18 protein-coding genes are annotated in these 18895 nt (G+C 31.1%); 16 read left to right on the top strand and 2 right to left on the bottom strand.

All coding sequences use genetic code 11. The annotated features are described in order from the left end of the window. Positions 1-4 precede the first annotated feature (4 nt). Positions 5-763, bottom strand: coding sequence for a 5'-nucleotidase C-terminal domain-containing protein (locus ACFQ1R_RS02690; protein WP_379924569.1), 759 nt, complete (start codon positions 761-763; stop codon positions 5-7). Positions 764-821: 58 nt separating this feature from the next. Here ACFQ1R_RS02690 and ACFQ1R_RS02685 point away from each other — a divergent pair, with 58 nt between their 5' ends. From ACFQ1R_RS02685 to ACFQ1R_RS02625, 13 genes are all read left to right on the top strand, one after another. After that, on the top strand, positions 822-1349 hold the full coding sequence (locus ACFQ1R_RS02685) for a DUF6913 domain-containing protein (protein WP_379924568.1): 528 nt from the start codon (positions 822-824) through the stop codon (positions 1347-1349). Further along, positions 1342-2220, top strand: a complete 879-nt coding sequence (gene dapA / locus ACFQ1R_RS02680; protein ID WP_379924567.1) for a 4-hydroxy-tetrahydrodipicolinate synthase — start codon at positions 1342-1344, stop codon at positions 2218-2220. The genes ACFQ1R_RS02685 and dapA overlap by 8 nt, the downstream gene beginning before the upstream one ends. Positions 2221-2337: 117 nt before the next feature. Beyond that, positions 2338-3165: an outer membrane protein assembly factor BamD gene (locus ACFQ1R_RS02675; protein WP_379924566.1), complete on the top strand. Its 828-nt coding sequence runs from the start codon at positions 2338-2340 to the stop codon at positions 3163-3165. 11 nt (positions 3166-3176) lie between these two features. After that, positions 3177-3503, top strand: coding sequence for a DNA-directed RNA polymerase subunit omega (locus ACFQ1R_RS02670; protein WP_132218790.1), 327 nt, complete (start codon positions 3177-3179; stop codon positions 3501-3503). Between the two features lie 102 nt (positions 3504-3605). After that, positions 3606-4817 (top strand): bifunctional phosphopantothenoylcysteine decarboxylase/phosphopantothenate--cysteine ligase CoaBC, encoded by a 1212-nt coding sequence (coaBC, locus tag ACFQ1R_RS02665; RefSeq protein ID WP_379924565.1) that lies wholly within the window; start codon positions 3606-3608, stop codon positions 4815-4817. Further along, positions 4810-5697 carry a type IX secretion system protein PorD gene (gene porD, locus ACFQ1R_RS02660; RefSeq protein ID WP_379924564.1) on the top strand — a complete coding sequence of 296 codons (888 nt, stop codon included), beginning with the start codon at positions 4810-4812 and terminating at the stop codon, positions 5695-5697. The genes coaBC and porD overlap by 8 nt, the downstream gene beginning before the upstream one ends. A 43-nt stretch (positions 5698-5740) precedes the next feature. Then, complete coding sequence (gene recN, locus ACFQ1R_RS02655; RefSeq protein WP_379924563.1) at positions 5741-7393, top strand: DNA repair protein RecN; 1653 nt, start codon at positions 5741-5743, stop codon at positions 7391-7393. Positions 7394-7542: 149 nt separating this feature from the next. After that, complete coding sequence (locus ACFQ1R_RS02650) at positions 7543-8358, top strand: enoyl-ACP reductase FabI (protein WP_379924562.1); 816 nt, start codon at positions 7543-7545, stop codon at positions 8356-8358. Between the two features lie 75 nt (positions 8359-8433). Continuing rightward, positions 8434-9435, top strand: a complete 1002-nt coding sequence (locus tag ACFQ1R_RS02645; protein ID WP_379924561.1) for a glycosyltransferase — start codon at positions 8434-8436, stop codon at positions 9433-9435. A 20-nt stretch (positions 9436-9455) separates the two neighbouring features. After that, the gene (locus ACFQ1R_RS02640; RefSeq protein WP_379924560.1) at positions 9456-10397 is read left to right on the top strand and encodes a CdaR family protein; all 942 of its coding nucleotides are present in this window, start codon (positions 9456-9458) and stop codon (positions 10395-10397) included. Beyond that, on the top strand, positions 10394-10981 hold the full coding sequence (gene coaE, locus ACFQ1R_RS02635) for a dephospho-CoA kinase (protein ID WP_379924559.1): 588 nt from the start codon (positions 10394-10396) through the stop codon (positions 10979-10981). The genes ACFQ1R_RS02640 and coaE overlap by 4 nt, the downstream gene beginning before the upstream one ends. Before the next feature lie 76 nt (positions 10982-11057). After that, the gene (locus tag ACFQ1R_RS02630) at positions 11058-12629 is read left to right on the top strand and encodes a sensor histidine kinase (protein WP_379926297.1); all 1572 of its coding nucleotides are present in this window, start codon (positions 11058-11060) and stop codon (positions 12627-12629) included. Between the two features lie 2 nt (positions 12630-12631). Further along, on the top strand, positions 12632-13333 hold the full coding sequence (locus ACFQ1R_RS02625; RefSeq protein ID WP_379924558.1) for a response regulator transcription factor: 702 nt from the start codon (positions 12632-12634) through the stop codon (positions 13331-13333). A 98-nt stretch (positions 13334-13431) separates the two neighbouring features. Here the strand turns inward: ACFQ1R_RS02625 and ACFQ1R_RS02620 are convergent, their stop codons facing one another. Further along, positions 13432-14535 (bottom strand): heparan-alpha-glucosaminide N-acetyltransferase domain-containing protein, encoded by a 1104-nt coding sequence (locus ACFQ1R_RS02620; protein ID WP_379924557.1) that lies wholly within the window; start codon positions 14533-14535, stop codon positions 13432-13434. Between the two features lie 354 nt (positions 14536-14889). Between ACFQ1R_RS02620 and ACFQ1R_RS02615 the strand changes: the two genes are divergently transcribed. The 3 genes from ACFQ1R_RS02615 (at position 14890) to acs (ending at position 18888) form a co-directional block, all read left to right on the top strand. Beyond that, positions 14890-15144, top strand: a complete 255-nt coding sequence (locus tag ACFQ1R_RS02615) for a DUF4212 domain-containing protein (protein WP_379924556.1) — start codon at positions 14890-14892, stop codon at positions 15142-15144. Next, positions 15137-16858 carry a sodium:solute symporter family protein gene (locus ACFQ1R_RS02610; protein ID WP_379924555.1) on the top strand — a complete coding sequence of 574 codons (1722 nt, stop codon included), beginning with the start codon at positions 15137-15139 and terminating at the stop codon, positions 16856-16858. The genes ACFQ1R_RS02615 and ACFQ1R_RS02610 overlap by 8 nt, the downstream gene beginning before the upstream one ends. A 116-nt stretch (positions 16859-16974) precedes the next feature. Then, positions 16975-18888: an acetate--CoA ligase gene (gene acs, locus ACFQ1R_RS02605; RefSeq protein WP_379926296.1), complete on the top strand. Its 1914-nt coding sequence runs from the start codon at positions 16975-16977 to the stop codon at positions 18886-18888. Positions 18889-18895 lie beyond the last annotated feature (7 nt).

Here is an 18895-nt window from a genome sequence, read left to right as displayed (position 1 = left end):
GTTTCTATTTTATTTGAATAAATCTGTCGTCTCTTACAGGGTTTATGGTGTCTACTTTTTTAAAGTTGTCAATCAAGGCGTTTCTTATTTTATAATCTAAAACAGTAAAGCCTTCGTTTGTTTTAAAAAAAGTCATATCATCACCACCATTAAATAAATAATCGTTAGTGGCTACGTAATAAGTTTGGTTTTTATCAATCTTTTTACCATTTATGGTGGCTTCAACTACATTAAAATTTTTATCAATTGCAAGTTTAAGTTTTGAAATAGGATGTGCTTTGTGTGCTTTACTTAAATATGTAGTTAAACTATCAATTTGCGAACCTTTAAGAGCAACTACAATTAAACTGTTTTCAAAGGGCATCAATTCAAAAGCTGTTCTAGTTGTAATATTCCCTTTTGAAATTATTGAACGAATACCACCATGATTTAAAAGAACCATATCAATATTTTTACCTGTTCTTTGTTTAAAAATAGGGTTAGCTTCATCAAAAACAGCATCTGCCATAAAATTTCCAATAGCAGTATTAAAATTCCCATCAGTTTTTGAATAGGTATTTGGAGCGTATGCTAAAACACTATCCAAATCTTTCTTAATATGTGTTCTGTAGGGTTTTATAAAAGCTTCAATTTCAGAATCAATTGCAATAGAATCAATTACCTGTATTTGTTTGCCTTCAATTTTGCTTAAATAAGCTTTAGGTTGCTTACAATTAAAAAGCAGTAATATATATAACAAATAAATTAAATATGTAAACCTCATATTTTTAATAGATTTTTTGAATGTAGTTTTGTTACCTTTGCGCAAAGGATAAAGATAAATGATTTTAAAAGGTTTTAAAGAAAAATCTATTAAAAAGCAGATGAATAAATTGTTATCTGAAAAACAGGTTAATGTTACGGATACAAAACTTGAAAGCTTAGGTATTGTTTTTAATTTAGATGAAATAGAAGATTTTGAACAATTTAGAACCTTAGCAGAACATTTAAAAGTACTGCCAAACAAACTAAAAATTATTGCATTTTCTAAGAAACCAAAGGATATGCTTAAATCATGGGATCTGTGTTACAGTATGGTTGATTTTGGTTGGAAAGGCGTTATAAAAAATAGCGAATTACAAACGTTTTTAGATACTAAATTTGATGCTTTAATTAGTTTTTATGAAGCAGATGTAATTGAATTAAAGTTAATTACAGCAGCATCAAAAGCGAAATTTAAAATAGGTATTTTGCAAAATGATGAACGCTTAAACGACTTAATAATAAAAACCAACATAAATGAATTTGATGTATTTAAAGCTGAAATTTTTAAATACCTAACTATATTAAATAAGATTAAGAATGAATAGTAAGTTTCTAGGAACTGGAGTTGCTTTAGTTACACCATTTAAAGCAGATTTAAGTATAGATCATGATGCCTTAACAACCATTGTAAATTTCAATATTGAAAATGGCGTAGAATATCTTGTAGTTTGCGGTACTACAGGCGAAAGCGTAACAATTACCAAGCAAGAAAAAAAGCAAGTTATAGCAACCATAGCTAAAGCAAATAATGGTCGTGTGCCAATGGTTTTAGGTATTGGAGGTAATAATACTGCCGAAGTTATAGAAGAAATAAAAACAACCGATTTAAGTGATATAGATGCCATTTTATCGGTATCACCATATTATAGTAAACCAACACAAGAAGGTATTTATCAGCATTTTAAAGCAATAGCTGAAGTGTCGCCAATTGATGTTATTTTGTATAATGTACCTGGTCGTACTTCTAGAAATATTGAACCAGAAACAACCTTGCGTTTAGCAAACGATTTTAAAAATGTAATTGCTGTAAAAGAAGCAGGTAATAATGTTGCTCAATATTACAGTTTGATTAAAAACAAGCCAGAAGATTTCTTAATCATTTCCGGTGATGACGATTTAGCTTTAGGCATCGTTTTAGCAGGTGGTGCAGGCGTTATTTCTGTAATTGGTCAAGCATTTCCTAAGGAATTTTCAGAAATGATTCGTTTAGGATTAAAAGGTGATGCTAAAGAAGCGTACAAATTACATTACAGATTAATGGACGTTATTGGTTATATTTTTGAAGAAAATAATCCAGCAGGCATTAAAGCTGTTTTTGAAGCCTTAGGTTTATGTAAAGACAGTGTGCGTTTGCCATTAGTACCAGCATCAACCTCATTAAAAGCAAAAATTAAAGCATTTGTAACTAAGTTTTAGTACTGTTAAATATTACTTAAACCTTGTAATTGCTGTGTTTAAGCAATTATTTTAGCGGTAAAATAATATTTTTAAAATCCATATTAATAACTTAATTTTGCAACTTGTTTTAAAACTATGAACAAATTTCTTTACATATTACTAGCATTCACAATTTTAAGCTCTTGTAGCGAATATCAAAAAGCTTTAAAGAACGAAGATATTGCTACCAAGTTTAAAATGGGAGAAGACTATTATAATGAAGGTAAATTTGCAAAAGCAAATAAGTTGTTTGCGCAAATAGTACCAAATTATAGAGGAAAACCACAAGCTGAAAAGTTAATGTTTTTATATTCAAATTCATTTTTTCAAATGAAAGATTACTACACAGCAGGGTATCAGTTTGAACGTTTTGCGTCTAGTTATCCTAAAAGTGAAAAGCTTGAAGAAGCATCGTTTTTAGGCTCAAAAAGCTACTATATGTTATCGCCAATTTATAGTAAAGATCAAAAAGAAACGAAAGAAGCCATTGAGAAATTACAAAATTTCATCAATTTGTTTCCTCAATCTGAATATCTTTCTGAAGCTAACAAATTAGTTAAAGAATTAGATTATAAGTTAGAAAAAAAGGCTTTTGAAACTGCCAAACAATACAACACAATTTCAGATTTTCCTGCATCTGTAAAATCGTTTGATAATTTCATGTTCAATTTCCCAGGTTCAACATTACGTGAAGAAGCGTTGTATTACAGATTAGATTCAGCTTACAAACTAGCTGTAAATAGTGTAGAATATAAAAATACCATAAACGGTGTTGTTCACCTTAAAAAAGAACGATTAGAACAAGCTAAAGAATTTTCAACTGCATTTAAAAAAGCATTTGCAAACTCGAAGCACTTAGAAGAAGTAAACAAAATGGCTTCGACAATTGACGAAGAATTACAAAAATATAGCACTAAAAGTTAATATCAATGACAATGGATTTAAAGAAAACCAATGCACCTGTTAATACCATCACGTACGACAGAAACCAAATTGACGAACCAACAGAGAACATCTACGAGTCAATTTCAATCATCGCAAGACGTGCTGAACAGATTAATACAGAGATTAAAAAAGAACTTATTGATAAGTTAGAAGAATTTGCTACTTACAACGATAGTTTAGAAGAAATCTTTGAGAACAAAGAGCAAATAGAGGTTTCTAAATTTTACGAAAAATTACCAAAACCACACGCTTTAGCTGTTCAAGAATGGTTAACAGACAAAATATATTTTAGAAATACTGAGGAAGATAATCAGTAATTTTTTAAAATTAACACACATTAATTAAACTCCAAATTGATATAAATATATCGTTTTGGAGTTTAATTGCTTTTATTAATATAAAATTCTGAAAGCTATTTTATGAGTATTTTAAACGGCAAAAACATACTATTAGGAATTAGTGGTGGTATTGCTGCTTACAAAACAGCTTCATTAGTAAGGTTATTTGTAAAATTGGGAGCGAACGTAAAAGTAGTTATGACGCCAGCTTCAAAAGATTTTATTACACCTTTAACCTTATCAACACTTTCAAAAAATCCTGTTTATTCATCGTTTACCAATGAAGAAGATGATAATGCTGTATGGACAAATCATGTCGATTTAGGCTTGTGGGCAGATTTATTTGTGGTAGCGCCAGCAACCGCTAACACATTATCAAAAATGGCAAATGGTGTTTGCGATAATTTATTGTTAGCAGTGTATTTATCAGCTAAATGCCCAGTTTATTTTGCACCAGCAATGGATTTGGATATGTATAAACATCAAACCACATTACGCTCATTCAAGGTTTTAAAAAGTTATGGCAATGTGATGATTCCTGCAACAAGTGGCGAATTAGCCAGTGGTTTAGTAGGTGAAGGCAGAATGGCAGAACCTGAAGATATTGTTACATTTATTGAAAACGATATTTTAGAGAAACTTCCTTTGAAAGGCAAAAAGGTGCTTATTACCGCAGGTCCAACGTATGAAGCTATTGATCCTGTTCGTTTTATAGGCAACCACTCTAGTGGAAAAATGGGATTTGAAATTGCAAAAGCATCGGCAAATTTGGGTGCTGAGGTTATTTTAATTTCTGGACCAACACACCAAAAGGTTTCTCATAATCTTATAAACCTTATTCCTGTTGTTAGTGCTAATGATATGTATAATGAAGTTCATAAACATTTTCAAAATGTTGATATTGCCATACTTTCAGCAGCTGTTGCCGATTTTACACCTAAAGAAGTTGCTTCACAAAAAATAAAAAAGAAAGAAGCAACGTTACTATTAGAGTTAGTTAAAACAAAAGATATTTTAGCATCTTTAGGAGCTATTAAAACCAATCAGTTTTTAGTTGGCTTTGCTTTAGAAACAGATAATGAACTTGAAAACGCAAAAGGAAAACTAAAAAAGAAGAATTTAAATTTAATTGTTTTAAATTCGTTAAACGATACAGGTGCTGGTTTTAAAAGTGATACTAATAAGGTAACTTTTATTGATGCAGATGAAACTGTAACCGAATACCAACTAAAATCGAAGGCCGAAGTAGCAACCGATTTATTAAATAAAATTTTAGAACAAATTAATGCGTAATTTACTTATAGTTTTAATATTCAGTTTTAGTATTGCAGGTTTTTCTCAAGAGTTAAACTGCAATGTGGTTGTAAATGCACAACAAACTGGTAATGAAAATTTGCAAATTTTTAAAACCTTAGAAAAACAATTAAAGGAGTTTGTTAACAATACAAAATGGACCAACAAAACCTTTGCACCTCAAGAACGGATAGATTGTAGTATGATTGTAAATATTGTAAACTACAGTGGCGAAGCGTTTCAAGCATCGTTACAAATACAATCATCACGACCAGTTTTTGGGTCATCTTTCACAACACCTATTTATAATTTTAACGATAAAGATTTTAATTTTCAGTATTTAGAATTTCAAAATTTAATCTTCAATCCAACACAATACAACTCTAATTTAGTATCGGTTTTAGCGTTTCATGTATATATGGTTTTAGGTTTAGATGCCGAATCGTTTTCTCAAGGTGGTGGCGATGTTTATTTTAAGCAAGCACAAACCATTGTAAATTATTCACAACAAGATAACTTTAAAGGTTGGAAACTTGCCGATGGTTTGCAAAGTAAATTTGCATTGATAGACAATATATTATCACCAACATTTAAAGAATACAGAGACGTTATTTACACATACCACCGCAAAGGTTTGGATGTTATGAGTAGTAATGCCAAAGAAGGAAAAGAGCAAATTGCAACAGCGTTAAAACAATTTCAAGCAATGAATAGTCGTCGCCCAAATTCCTTTTTACTGCGTACATTTTTTGATGCTAAAGCAGATGAAATTGAACAAATTTTTAGCGATGGACCAAACGTAAATATTGCGAGTGTTAAAGAAACGCTTCAAAAAGTAGCACCAATGCACAACAGTAAATGGCAAAATATTAAGTTTTAAGTAAACCAACTTTCAACTTTTAACTTTACAACTTTTAACTTCAATGTTAACATCACTTTCCATAAAAAATTACGCTTTAATTGATAATCTTCAAGTAGATTTTAATAATGGTTTTTCAATAATTACAGGTGAAACTGGTGCAGGAAAATCTATTTTATTAGGTGGTTTATCATTAATTCTTGGAAAACGTGCCGATTTAAGCAGTTTAAAAAACACAGAAGAAAAGTGCGTAATTGAAGCTGTTTTTAATATTTCAAATTATAAATTAAAAGCACTTTTTAAAGCTGAAGATTTAGATTATGAAGATGAAACCATCATACGTAGAGAAATATTACCTTCCGGAAAATCACGTGCTTTTGTAAACGATTCACCAGTAAATCTAAATAGTTTGCAGGTGTTAAGTGAACGTTTAATAGATATTCATTCGCAACACGAAACTTTACAGCTTACAAGTAACGAATTTCAGTTTCAAATTATTGATGCTTTAGCAAATAATGAAGCAGAACTACAAACGTATAAAGTAGAATTAAAAGCTTATAAAACCTTAAAAAAGGAACTTCAAGAACTTTTAAATTTTCAAACGGAAGCCATAAAAGAACACGATTATAACACGTTTTTATTGAATGAATTGGTTGAAGCTAAGTTGGTTGAAGGTGAATTTGAATTGCTTGAAGAAGAGTACGAAACCTTGAATAATATTGAAGGTATCAAAGAAAAACTTTCAGAAGCCTATCAATTATTAAATGAAGAAAGTGTTGGTGTTTTATCTACATTAAAATCATTAAAAAACACACTTCAAAAGTTATCAACGTTTTCATCAAAATACGAAGATTTATTCAACAGAGTGAATAGTTCTTTGATTGAAATGGATGATGTGTATGCTGAAGTTGATGTACTTCAAGAAAATTTAGAAGCAGATCCAAACAGGTTAGCAGTTGTTGATGCTAAATTACGATTGCTTCATAATTTGATGCAGAAACATGTGGTAACAACTATTTCAGAATTGATAGAAATTAAAAATCAATTAGAAGAAAAAGTAGCCGTTACTGAAAATTTAGATGAAACAATTCAGAATAAACGATTAGAAATTGAAGCTAAAACGGAAGTTTTAAATGGCATTTCAACCGAAATTCATAATAAACGCTCAAAAATAATTCCTGAGCTAAAAGCCCAATTAGAAACTATTTTGGCTAGTTTAGGCATGCCAAATGCACAATTTAATATTGAAATAGTTCAGGTTGATGACTTTTTGCCAAACGGAAAAGACGATTTATCTTTCTTGTTTTCAGCCAATAAAGGCGGGAATTTTAACGAGCTTAAAAAAGCAGCTTCAGGTGGTGAATTATCGCGTATTATGCTTGCTATAAAATCGGTTTTAGCAAAATACATTCAATTACCAACCATTATGTTTGATGAAATTGATACAGGTGTATCAGGTGAAATTTCAAATAAAATGGGCGATATTATGCTGGAAATGAGCAAAACCATGCAAGTATTTTCCATTACACATTTACCGCAAATTGCAGCTAAAGGGCATTCGCATTTTAAAGTTTTTAAAGAAGATGTTAACGATGTTACACAAACCAATTTAGTAAAACTAAACCATGATGAGCGTATTGTTGAAATAGCTCAAATGTTAGGCGGTTTAGAAATGTCGTCTTCAGCTATTGCTCATGCAAAAGAATTATTGAACTGAAAAGTTTTTAAAGTTTCAAGTTTAAAAGTTTAAAGTTTATTACTTTTGTCCATTAATAAGTCAAGTCGGTTGTCGTGGAGTTGTTAAGTCGAATTATATTTAAACCAAGCAACTAAACAACAAACAACTAACAACTAACAAAAATAAATATGTCATATAATTTACTAAAAGGAAAAAAAGGAATCATTTTTGGAGCATTAGACTCAAATTCAATTGCTTGGAAAACAGCAGAACGTGTTCATGAAGAAGGTGGTACATTTGTTTTAACCAATGCGCCAGTTGCCATGAGAATGGGACAAATTAATGAGTTAGCTGAAAAAACAGGTTCACAAATTATTCCTGCCGATGCTACATCAATGGAAGATTTAGAAAATTTAGTAAAACAATCTGTTGAAATTTTAGGAGGTAAAATTGATTTCGTTTTACATTCTATTGGTATGTCAATCAATGTTAGAAAAGGCAAACACTATACAGATCAAAATTACGAATGGACAGCAAAAGGAACCGATGTTTCTGCCATGTCGTTCCATAAAGTTATGCAAACACTTTACAAGCAAGATGCAATGAACGAGTGGGGAAGTATTGTGGCATTAAGCTATATGGCAGCACAACGTGTTTTTCCAGATTATAATGATATGGCTGATAATAAAGCGTATTTAGAAAGCATTGCGCGTAGTTTTGGGTATTTCTTTGGTCGTGATAAAAAAGTGCGTGTAAACACAATTTCACAATCGCCAACACCAACAACTGCTGGTAGTGGTGTAAAAGGTTTTGACGGGTTTATTGCTTATGCCGATAAAATGTCGCCACTTGGTAATGCAACCGCTTTAGATTGTGCAAACTATACGGTTACACTTTTTAGCGATTTAACAAAGCGTGTAACTTTACAAAACCTATACAATGATGGTGGTTTTAGCAACATGGGTGTTAGTGATATGGTTATGAGTACCTTTGTAGGCGAATAAAATAGTTTTAAATTAGATAGATATAAGCCACTTTTTAAAGGTGGCTTTTTTGTTTGGATTGGTTACATTTGTGATATGCAATTACAATTTTCATTCATTATTCCAGTTTATAATCGTCCAGACGAAACGCAAGAGCTTTTGCAAAGTTTTGTTGGGTTGAAAACACAAACAGATTTTGAAATTGTAATTGTTGAAGATGGCTCTACAACACCTTCAAAAGACATTGTAGAAATGTTTAAATCAAAACTGAATATTTCCTATTTTTTTAAGGAAAATTCAGGACCAGGCGATTCTAGAAATTTTGGTATGCAACATGCTAAAGGCAACTATTTCATCATTTTAGATTCCGATTGTATTTTGCCTGAAAACTATTTATTAGAAGTTGAAAAAGCCCTAAATTCAAATTACGTTGATTGTTTTGGTGGTCCAGATGCAGCACATCAATCGTTTACCAATTTACAAAAAGCTATTAATTTTTCAATGACGTCGTTTATTACAACTGGAGGTATACGAGGTAATAAAAATAGCGTTGATACGTTTCAACCACGAAGTTTTAATATGGGAATTTCAAAAGAAGCTTTTTTAGCTTCAGGAGGTTTTGGAAACATTCATCCAGGTGAAGATCCAGATTTATCCATTCGACTTTGGAATTTAGGTTATAAAACAACCTTAATTCCAGAAGCATTTGTGTATCATAAACGACGAATTTCATGGCGTAAATTTTACAATCAAGTACATAAATTTGGGTTGGTTCGTCCAATTCTTAATTTATGGCATCCTGCAACAAAAAAAATAACTTATTGGTTTCCTACGCTGTTTTGTTTAGGGGTTATTGCTTCAATGCTATTGTTCTTTTTAAATATAACATGGTTTTTAATGCTTTATGCAGTTTACTTTATAGTTGCATTTTTAATAGCTTTAATTTCAACTAAAAGTATTTTGGTGGCATTATTATCATTAGTAGCCATAAGCATTCAGTTTTTAGGTTATGGTTATGGGTTTTTAAAATCTACGGTAGCAATAAGTGTTTTCAAAAAGAATCCTGAAACATATTTTCCTAATTTATTTTTTAAATAGCCATGTTAAGAAAATTAAAATTGGACATAATAACGTCAATTAAAAACAAAAAGATAAATGTGTTTTTTTTGTTTTTAATATTGGCATTCATCATTTTAATATTTACAAAACTTTCAAAAGAATATACCAATACCATCGTTTTTAGTATTGAAAAGGTTAATGTACCACAAGAAGATGTTATTTTGAACGATTCGGTTGCGTTAAACATCACAATTAAAACACATGGATATAAATGGCTGAAGTATTATTTTTCGAAGCCAAAAATTACTATCGATTTTAAAAAAGATGTGATTAAAAAAGATTCCGTTTTTGTTTGGAAAAAATCGAAAACCTATTTAGAGAATACACAGTTTGGAAAACAGGTTGCTTTGTTAAACATATCTCCAGAAGTTTTAACCTTTAGGTATGGAATAAATATGGTTAAAAAAGTGCCAGTAATACTGCATTCAGATATATCGTTTAATCCAGGATTTGATATTTCTAAGCACTACATTTTAAAACCAGATTCTGTTGTAGTAGTTGGTCCAAAAGCGGTAGTTTTAAATATTAATGCAATACAAACAAAACGTCTTGTAATGAAAGATGTTAGAAAAAATATATTAGAAACCGTAAAGTTAAAGCTACCAGAAAAAAACAATAACTTAACATTTTCTAATAATGAAATACAAGTAAAAGCTTCAGTAGAAAAATTTACAGAAGGTACTTTAAAAGTTCCTGTAAAAATTATTAATGTGCCAGAAGGTATTAGTTTAAAGTATTTTCCAAAGGAAGTAAGTGTAGCATATTATGTTAGTTTAAGTAACTATAATACTATTTCAGTTAAAGATTTTGAAGTGGTTTGCGATTATAATAAAGCAATAAATAACCAGTCGTTGTTAGTACCAGAATTAGAGGTGTTTCCAAAGGTGGTTAAAAATGTAAAAATAAATCAACAACGTATAGAGTTTATAATTTTAAAATGACAATAGTAGGTTTAACAGGTGGTATAGGAAGTGGAAAAACAACTGTGGCTAAGCAATTTGCTAGCTTAGGAATTCCTGTTTATATTGCTGATGAGGAAGCAAAAAAATTAATGAATACCTCTAAAGTTATAAAACGAAAACTTATTCAGTTATTTGGTGAAGAAGCCTATATTAACAATCAATTAAATAAGCCATTTATAGCAAATATCATTTTTAATGATAAAAATTATTTGCAAAAAATGAATGGAATTGTTCACCCAAAAGTAGCATCACATTTTAAAAAATGGCTACAAAAACAGCATGCGCCATATATTATAAAAGAAGTAGCTATTCTATTTGAAAATGGTACTTACAAACAATGCGATTATACCATAACAGTAATTGCGCCAAAAAAACTAAGAATAGCGCGCTTGCTAAAACGAGATGCAACCACTGAAGCTAAAATTGAAGCCATTATGAAAAACCAATGGACAGACGACGAAAAAGTAAAGCTTTCAAACTTTGTAATTAACAACACAACGCTAGAAGATACTAAAAATCAAGTTGTTAAAATTCACACAAAAATTCTTAAATTTATAAATTAATCTTAAATTTTAACATTTTTGTTAATGTAAGGTTAAAAGGCGTGAGCACTAAATGTTAAAATGTTAATTTTGAATGATGAGCAAAAAAATATTCATCCTATTAATCCTATTAATGAGCTTGTCTCTTATAGGCATCATTTTTGTTCAAGCATATTATATTGAAGGTTCTGTAAAAAATGAAAAGGAACGTTTTAAGTTCAATGTAGATAAGGTACTTAATTACGTTTCAAATACTTTAGAAGAAAGGGAGAAAACAGAATATGTTTATAAACTCCAAAATTTAATTTCTCAAGGTGTTGAAGTTGATACAGCTGCCATTAGAAATTTATATATAATAAAGGAAGATTTAGACTCTAAAGAAACCGTAGTTTATAGAAGTGGTACTTTAGAAGAAAACTATAAGTTTAATTCATCGATCTTTGACATAGGTTTAGATACCATTAACGTAAAACGCGTTTTAAGTAATAGAGAAACCAAAGTATACCAAAACGAAGGTTCTGGTTTAGATGTAGATTTAAGTACCAATGATAAGTTGTTGCTTTTAGATAAAATGTCTAGCACAGATAAAATTATTTTTGATGATGTATATAAAGATTTGGCTTCAAGATTGCCAATACACAAACGTGTAACAAAAGAAGAAATTCAGAAGTTATTATCAGAAAATTTAAAAGAAAACGGTATAACAATCGATTTTGAATTTGCCATTTACAGTAATGGTTTAGCAACAAGAATTCGAAGTGATAATTTTGAAAATTACGATGCAGCACCCTTTGGCGTATTTATGTTTTACAATGAAAACAACCAAAGTACCTATAAGCTATTAGTAAGTTTTCCTGATGATAAAAAGTTTATATTATCCTCATTAATGGGAATGATTTTACTATCAGTAATTTTCACATCTATTATTATTTTAGCTTACGGAAGTGCTTTGTATCAATTAGTTAAGCAGCGTAAAATATCTGAAATAAAAACAGATTTTATAAATAACATGACGCACGAGTTTAAAACACCTATAGCTACAATAAACTTAGCTTTAGATGCCATAAAAAACCCGAAAATTATTGATGATAAAGAAAAAGTAGTACGTTACTTAGCAATGATAAAGGAAGAAAACAAGCGTATGCATGCACAAGTTGAAAACGTATTAAGAATATCTAAACTAGAAAAAAATGAATTAGACATAAGTAAGGACAGGTTAGATTTGCACGACTTAGTTGAAGATGCCATTACGCATGTAGAACTAATAGTTGAAGACAGGCAAGGTTACATTAAAACATATTTTGATGCACCAGAATCAACTGTTTTAGCAAACGACACACACTTTACAAATGTAATAGTAAACATTCTGGATAATGCCATAAAGTATTCACCAGAAGCACCAAAAATAGAAGTTTATACAGAAAATGTTGGTAACAACATTCTGTTAAAAATAAAAGATCATGGTAGTGGCATGAGTAAAGCAGCTGCCAAACGTGTGTTCGAAAAATTTTATAGAGAACACACAGGTAATATTCATAACGTAAAAGGTCATGGTTTGGGCTTAGCTTACGTTAAACGTATTGTAGAAGACCATCAAGGTCATGTATCAGTTGAAAGTGAAAAAGACAAAGGAAGTGTATTTACAATTAAGCTTCCAATAATATCATAACTATGGAAGAGCAAAAAAAGAAAATTTTATTAGTAGAAGACGATCCTAATTTTGGAATTGTTCTTAAAGATTATTTGATGATGAACGATTATGATGTTGTTCACGCAAAAAACGGCATGGAAGGATTCGAAAAATTTAAAAAAGACGATTTCGATTTATGCATTTTAGATGTTATGATGCCATATAAAGATGGTTTTACATTAGCTAAAGAAATTCGCGAAAAAAATACCGATGTGCCAATTGTATTTTTAACTGCAAAAACCATGAAAGAAGATGTGTTGAAAGGTTACAAAGTAGGTGCAGATGACTATTTGAATAAGCCTTTTGATAGCGAAGTTTTGTTAATGAAAATAAAAGCTATTATACAACGTAAAGCAACAGAAACCATTTCAGATAGTAAGCAATTTGAATTTAAAATTGGTAATTTCGACCTTAACTCTAAGTTGCGTTTTTTACGTTTTAAAGGAGGTGAACCAGTAAAATTATCACCAAAAGAAAACGAATTATTACGTTTATTAGCATTACATGAAAATGATTTAATGCCTCGTGAATTAGCACTTACCAAAATTTGGCGAGATGATAATTATTTTACATCGCGTAGTATGGATGTGTATATTGCTAAATTACGTAAGTATTTAAAACTTGATGAAAAAGTAGAAATATTAAATATACATGGTGAAGGTTTTAGGTTGGTGGTAAACTAATTTAATACATATATTTTCAAATAAAAAAATCCAGCAATTTGTATTGCTGGATTTTTTTATTGAGTATAAAACCAATATTTTTCACATACATATTTGAACTAATCAACTGTCTTTTTTTTCTTGAAAGGACTTATTATTCTTCCAATCATATTATAAACAAACGTATTTGTTTTAGCATAATGAAATGACACCAAACAAGTAACTATCACAAAAAAGAAAGCGCCTACAATAGCTTCGGTAGGATCTAAAGATTTATTAAAAAAACGTTTTAAACCAAAGCCTGTAAAACTTCCGTAAAGTATTATAAAGTGAATAACGTACATAGAAAGTGTTTTTTCACCAATTCTAGAAATTATAGATTGTTTTAAATAACGTTCAAATGTATAGAATAGACCAAAAATAACTAAAACATTGCCCATTCGTATAAATAGGTAATTAAAATCGGCACATCTATAAAATAAATCAAAATTTGTTAAGCTATGTAGTAAATAAAGAAAATCAGTTGATGCAAAAATTAGTAACAACCCAACCACAAAAAATGTAGCTATAGTAAATTGCTTAAATCTACTTCGGTGAGAATGTCTAAAAAACACTGTAGATAAAAATGCGCCAAATGCCGAATATCCAAACCAAGGCAGGATAGTAAATACAGAACCATTTGCTTTGGTCATATAGTTGGCAAAAATTAAAGGAACATTGGTAATTTCTAAATCTCTGTATAAAGGTTCGGATAAAAATATAACACACCCAATACAAAATAACACTATTGAGAAAATATAGCTATGGTTTTTAAATAATGAGTATAGGCAAACTAAAAGAATAAGCGATAAACCAATGCATTGTAAAACATCAATAACCAAAAAATAGGTTCCAAAATACCCTGTAAACCAGCTTACTAAATTAACACGCAAACTATAGCCAATACCTAAAAGCAATAAACCTCTAAATATGCCTTTTTTCATTCGCTTTTTATCGTCTCCTTTGGCGTTGGCGCGTAATAATAAATAAGTAAAAACCAAACCAGAAATAGTGAAAAAAGTTGGTGCAGTAATACCTCTAAAATACGACCAAACATTGTAAGCTGTATATGCTGTATTTCTATAAAAAGGGTCTAAAAGAGTGTCAATAAAATGACCTTGCAGCATCATTAAAATGGCAAAGGCTCTAACAGCATCAATAAAATAAAGACGATTTGTCTGCAATACTTTTTGCTTTGGTTAGTGTAAAGATACTTCTATAATTTAAATTGCAACAGGCACATTAAAAATTATTATGCAATATTAATAAAGATATTTTTAAAGAAAATATTAATGCTTTGAAAATTTCATATTAAATAACTATTTTTTTTGATAATCAACATATTTTACTTTTTGTAAACCATATAAAAACATGAATATAATTGTGCTTTACATTCTAAGTATTATATTAGCGGTATGTCAATTTTTTAATGGACAATTAAAGGAATACATTCTTTTTATATGGAATAACCAGCCATTTTCTTAAAAATTTTGATATTTATATTTATTGAACTAAAATCAACCAACTAAATTTAAATTATGACAAAAAACAATGCGCAAGCCTATTGGAAAGAAAACATTAAATACCTATTTATACTTTTAACCATTTGGTTTTTAGTGTCGTATGGTGCTGGAATTTTATTTAAAGACGCCTTAAATCAAATAAAGATGGGAGGTTTTAAATTAGGGTTTTGGTTTGCACAACAAGGTTCAATTTACGTGTTTGTTATTCTAATATTTGTATATGTTCGGCTTATGAATAAACTTGATAAAAAATACGGTTACGATGAATAGTCTGTTTTTAGTATCAGGTTTAGGGGTTCAAAACTGGACCTATATTATAGTAGGTTTAACATTTGCTTTATATATTGGTATTGCTATTTGGACAAGAGCAGGTTCAACCAAAGAGTTTTATGTGGCTGGTGGCGGCGTTTCGCCTTTAGCAAATGGTATGGCAACAGCTGCCGATTGGATGAGTGCAGCTTCTTTCATATCAATGGCTGGAATAATTTCATTTGCAGGGTACGATGGTGCGGTTTATTTAATGGGCTGGACAGGTGGTTATGTGCTTTTGGCATTACTACTAGCACCTTATTTACGTAAATTTGGAAAATTTACTGTACCCGATTTTATTGGAGACAGGTATTATTCAAATACAGCCCGTTTTGTAGGTGTTATTTGTGCACTTTTAGTATCGTTTACGTATGTAGCGGGTCAAATGCGAGGCGTTGGTTTAGTGTTTTCTCGCTTCTTGGAAGTCGATATTAATACAGGTGTTATTATAGGTATGATAATCGTGTTATTTTATGCTGTTCTTGGCGGTATGAAAGGCATCACATATACACAAGTAGCACAATATTGTGTGCTTATTTTTGCATTTATGGTGCCTGCAATTTTTATTTCTATTCAAATGACGGGAAATCCAATTCCGCAATTGGGATTTGGTAGTACATTAGCCGATGGTTCAGGAACCTATTTATTAGATAAATTAGATGGTTTAAGTACCGATTTAGGCTTTGCCGAATACACAGAAGGTTCAAAATCAATGATAGATGTATTTGCTATTACGCTAGCATTAATGGTAGGAACAGCAGGTTTGCCTCATGTTATTGTGCGTTTCTTCACTGTAAAACGTGTAAAAGATGCTCGTAAATCGGCCGGTTTAGCATTATTGTTAATTGCTATTTTATATACTACAGCACCAGCAGTTTCTGTTTTTGCAAGAACCAATTTAATTGAAACGGTGTCTAATAAACCATATAATGAAGTACCAGAATGGTTTAAGAAGTGGGAAACAACAGGTTTGATAGTTTTTGATGATAAAAATAAAGATGGTCACATTCAATATGTAGCTGATGCCACAAAAAACGAATTGGTTGTAGATAACGATATCATGGTACTTGCCAACCCAGAAATAGCACAACTACCAGACTGGGTCATTGCATTAGTAGCAGCTGGTGCTTTGGCAGCAGCATTATCAACAGCAGCAGGCTTATTATTGGTTATTTCGTCATCGGTTTCGCATGATTTCATCAAAAAAATGATAAATCCAAACATTTCAGAAAAAGGCGAATTAATAGCAGCGCGTTTATCTGCAGTTGCAGCGGTTTGTATTGCCGGTTATTTCGGAATTAATCCACCAGGGTTTGTCGCGGCAACAGTTGCTTTGGCTTTTGGTCTTGCTGCAGCTTCGTTTTTTCCTGCTATTATTTTAGGGATTTTTTATAAACGAATGAATAAAGAAGGTGCGATAGCTGGTATGGTAGTAGGAATTGCTTCTATGATATTTTACATGCTTAAATTTAAATTTGGCTGGTTTGGTGGCGGTGAAAAAGCCGATTGGTGGTTTGGTATTTCACCCGAAGGTTTTGGAACAGTTTCTATGATTTTAAATTTTATAGTTTCAATTATTATTATGAAATTTACACCAGAACCACCGCAAAATGTACAAGAAATTGTTGAAACTATCCGCATTCCAAGTGGTGCAGGCGAAGCAACAGAACATTAAAATCAATTGATAATTGACAACTAATAATTAAAAAGGTTAAGTCGGGTATTGTGTGTTTGTTCAGTTAATTCAACTAAAAAAGCAAACAACTTAACGACAAACAACTCAATAACAATATAAAAATGAGTAATTATCACATAAAGCATTTAGAAGAATACTATCAAGTTTACAGAAAATCTATTAGAGAACCAGAAAGTTTTTGGGAAGAAGTAGCCGAAGAACATTTTATATGGCGTAAAAAATGGGATAATGTTTTAAGTTGGGATTTTAAAAAACCAGAAGTAAAATGGTTTGAAGGTGCTAAATTGAATATAACCGAAAATTGTATTGACAGACATTTAGCAACCCGAGGTGATAAAACTGCTATTTTATTCGAACCTAATAATCCAGATGAACCTTCAGAACATATCACCTACAAGCAATTATATGATAGAGTAAATCAATTTGCTAATGTATTAAAAGCGCAAGGTGTAGGTAAAGGTGATCGTGTATGTATATATGTACCTATGATACCAGAATTAGCAATAGCTGTATTAGCTTGTGCTCGCATAGGTGCTATTCACTCAGTGGTGTTTGCAGGATTTTCAGCAACAGCATTAGCAACTCGAATTAATGATAGTGATTGTAAATTAGTTGTAACTGCCGATGGCTCATACAGAGGTGCTAAATCAATAGATTTAAAGGGTATTGTAGACGACGCTTTAGAAAAATGTCCATGTGTAAAAAACGTATTAGTAGTAAAACGTGTTAATACAGAAATTTCAATGAAAGCAGGTCGCGACCAATGGTTGCAACCCCTTTTAGATGAAGCTTCAACCAATTGTAGCCCTGAAATAATGGATGCAGAAGCCCCATTGTTTATCCTTTATACATCAGGTTCAACAGGGCAACCAAAAGGCATGGTGCATACAACCGCAGGTTATATGGTTTACACAGCATACACATTTAAAAATGCCTTTCAATATCGTGAAAATGATGTGTATTGGTGTACTGCAGATATTGGTTGGATAACAGGACATAGCTATATTGTTTATGGCCCATTAGCTAATGGTGCAACAACCGTGTTGTTTGAAGGTGTACCTAGTTATCCTGATTTCGGACGTTTTTGGCAAATTGTTCAAAAACATAAAATTACACAGTTTTATACAGCACCAACAGCTATTCGTGCTTTGGCAAAACAAGGTGTTGAAGTTGTTGAAAAATACGATTTATCATCCTTGAAAGTTTTGGGAAGTGTTGGCGAACCAATAAACGAAGAAGCATGGCACTGGTATAATGATGTTATAGGTAAAGGTAAAAGTCCAATTATAGATTCATGGTGGCAAACCGAAACTGGTGGTATTATGATAACTCCTATACCGTATGTAACACCAACCAAGCCAACCTATGCAACCTTGCCATTTATAGGTATTCAACCAGCATTAATGGATGAGCAAGGTAACGAGCTTAAAGGCAATCAGGTAGAAGGACGATTATGTATAAAATTCCCATGGCCAAGTATTGCTCGTACTATTTGGGGAAACCACGAGCGCTATAGAGAAACTTATTTTTCGGCATATGAAAACAACTATTTCACAGGTGATGGCGCATTGCGTGACGAAGTAGGGTATTACCGTATTACAGGTCGTGTTGATGATGTCATTATAGTATCTGGTCATAATTTAGGAACAGCGCCAATTGAAGATGCAATAAACGAACATCCAGCAGTTGCAGAATCTGCAATTGTAGGTTTTCCACATGATATAAAAGGAAGTGCTTTATATGGCTATGTAACCTTAAAAGAAACAGGTGAAAGTAGGGTTCATGATAATTTACGCAAAGAAATAAACCAGTTAATTTCCGATAAAATTGGACCTATTGCAAAACTTGATAAAATACAATTTACACAAGGCTTACCAAAAACACGTTCAGGTAAAATTATGCGTCGTATTTTACGTAAAATAGCAAGTAAAGACACTAGTAATTTAGGAGATACAAGTACATTATTAAATCCGGAAGTAGTACAGGATATTATTGATAATGCACTTTAAAAGAAAT

This window comes from Mariniflexile jejuense (assembly GCF_042675665.1).
GTDB lineage: Bacteria > Bacteroidota > Bacteroidia > Flavobacteriales > Flavobacteriaceae > Mariniflexile > Mariniflexile jejuense.
This window is presented reverse-complemented; position numbering and strand designations above follow the sequence as displayed.

What these genes read in the sequence shown, in the direction of transcription:
- ACFQ1R_RS02625 (WP_379924558.1), top strand. Translation starts at nt 12,632, where the DNA reads ATGGAAGAGCAAAAAAAGAAAATTTTATTAGTAGAAGACGATCCTAAT.
- ACFQ1R_RS02675 (WP_379924566.1), top strand. Translation starts at nt 2,338, where the DNA reads ATGAACAAATTTCTTTACATATTACTAGCATTCACAATTTTAAGCTCT.
- ACFQ1R_RS02630 (WP_379926297.1), top strand. Translation starts at nt 11,058, where the DNA reads ATGAGCAAAAAAATATTCATCCTATTAATCCTATTAATGAGCTTGTCT.
- ACFQ1R_RS02690 (WP_379924569.1), bottom strand. Translation starts at nt 763, where the DNA reads ATGAGGTTTACATATTTAATTTATTTGTTATATATATTACTGCTTTTT.
- ACFQ1R_RS02650 (WP_379924562.1), top strand. Translation starts at nt 7,543, where the DNA reads ATGTCATATAATTTACTAAAAGGAAAAAAAGGAATCATTTTTGGAGCA.
- ACFQ1R_RS02670 (WP_132218790.1), top strand. Translation starts at nt 3,177, where the DNA reads ATGGATTTAAAGAAAACCAATGCACCTGTTAATACCATCACGTACGAC.
- recN (WP_379924563.1), top strand. Translation starts at nt 5,741, where the DNA reads ATGTTAACATCACTTTCCATAAAAAATTACGCTTTAATTGATAATCTT.
- coaE (WP_379924559.1), top strand. Translation starts at nt 10,394, where the DNA reads ATGACAATAGTAGGTTTAACAGGTGGTATAGGAAGTGGAAAAACAACT.
- ACFQ1R_RS02610 (WP_379924555.1), top strand. Translation starts at nt 15,137, where the DNA reads ATGAATAGTCTGTTTTTAGTATCAGGTTTAGGGGTTCAAAACTGGACC.
- ACFQ1R_RS02685 (WP_379924568.1), top strand. Translation starts at nt 822, where the DNA reads ATGATTTTAAAAGGTTTTAAAGAAAAATCTATTAAAAAGCAGATGAAT.
- coaBC (WP_379924565.1), top strand. Translation starts at nt 3,606, where the DNA reads ATGAGTATTTTAAACGGCAAAAACATACTATTAGGAATTAGTGGTGGT.
- ACFQ1R_RS02615 (WP_379924556.1), top strand. Translation starts at nt 14,890, where the DNA reads ATGACAAAAAACAATGCGCAAGCCTATTGGAAAGAAAACATTAAATAC.
- ACFQ1R_RS02645 (WP_379924561.1), top strand. Translation starts at nt 8,434, where the DNA reads ATGCAATTACAATTTTCATTCATTATTCCAGTTTATAATCGTCCAGAC.
- dapA (WP_379924567.1), top strand. Translation starts at nt 1,342, where the DNA reads ATGAATAGTAAGTTTCTAGGAACTGGAGTTGCTTTAGTTACACCATTT.
- porD (WP_379924564.1), top strand. Translation starts at nt 4,810, where the DNA reads ATGCGTAATTTACTTATAGTTTTAATATTCAGTTTTAGTATTGCAGGT.